Raw genomic sequence first — 1271 nt, 5'->3', positions numbered from 1 at the left:
CTCGCGAGCGCGACGTAGGCCGCATCGTCGGCGGCGACCAGCTCGGCCAGGCCGAGCCGGCGCAGCATTGCCGCAGTCTGGCGGCCGCGCGCGAACGCGCCGTCGAACGTGACGGCCGGCGTGCCGACGCCGAGCGCGTCGAGGCTCGTGCCGCCGCCGCTGAAGCCCGGCGAATCGAGCACGAGATCGGCCTGCTGCACGAGCGCGAGGTAGTCCGCGTACGGCCGGGCAGCTTCGACGCGCAGGCAGGCGGCCGGATCGAGGCCGCGTGCCTGGAGCGCCGCCGACAGCCGCGCGACGAAACGCCGGCTGATGCCGGCGCTGCGATCGAACAGCACGAGCACGGCACCGCTCGCGGCGAGCACGGCGGCGAGCACCGCATCGAAGGACGGCGGCAGCTTGATGAGGTTCTGCAGACACAGCAGCAGCGGCTGGCCGGCCACCCGCAGATCCGACGCCGGCGTCCCGGCCGGCGTCGCCGGCGCGCGCGGCACGCAACCGAGTCCCGGCAGCCGCACGAGTCGTTCGCGGTAGTGCATGTCCGCGTCGGCCGGTTCGAGCGCGTCGCCGGACAGGTAGTAGTCGACGGTCGCCAGACCGGTGCCGACCGGATGGCCATAGGCGGCGCATTGCACCGGCGCGAGGCGCAACGCCGCGAGCGCCTGCTGGCGCGGATCGAGGCCGACGTCGAGGTAAATCAGCACGTCGAGCTTGGCCGCTCGCAACGCGGCGGCGAAATCGTCGAACGACCCGGCCGGTTCGGCGAAATGGTCGACCGATTCGCGCAGCGCCTGCGTGCGCGCATCGGCGGAGGCGCCGGTGTACCAGGCGTGGCGCTCGAAGCGCGCCGGATCGAGGCCGCGTATCCAGCCGCCGAAATAGCGCTCGACCACGTGCTCGTGCAGATACGCGCTGACGAAGCCGACGCGCAGCCGGCCGCCATGGGCCAGCGCGGTCCAGTCGGTCTGCAGCCATTGCGGCCGCGCGCGCGACGCGACTGCGCCGAGCAGATCGCCGTAGCGGCGCTGCCGCGCCGTGTGGTCGCCGGGCAGGTAGTGCATCGCGAACACGCCGACGGCCTGCATGCAGTCGAACGCGGCTTCGCTGTCGCCGGGATCTGCCGTCAGCGCGGCCACGCCCGCATCGAAACGGGCGAGCGCTGCGGCCGCGGCGGCTTCGCTCTCGGGCACGGCCGGCACGGCCAACGCCTGCTGCCAGCGCGCCCGCGGCCAGTCCGGCGCCAGCGCGAGCGCGCGCGCATAGGCGGCCTC

Annotated in this window: 1 protein-coding gene; it reads right to left on the bottom strand. The window is 74.2% G+C overall.

The window, feature by feature from the left end:
* On the bottom strand, positions 1 to 1271 hold a 1271-nt coding region (locus NON22_RS24480; RefSeq protein ID WP_257389592.1), incomplete at both ends, for an O-linked N-acetylglucosamine transferase family protein.

The sequence above is a fragment of the Tahibacter caeni genome, assembly GCF_024609805.1.
GTDB classification, from domain to species: Bacteria; Pseudomonadota; Gammaproteobacteria; order Xanthomonadales; family Rhodanobacteraceae; genus Tahibacter; species Tahibacter caeni.
Note: the sequence above shows the minus strand (reverse complement) of the source record. Positions and strands in the feature narration are given on the sequence as shown.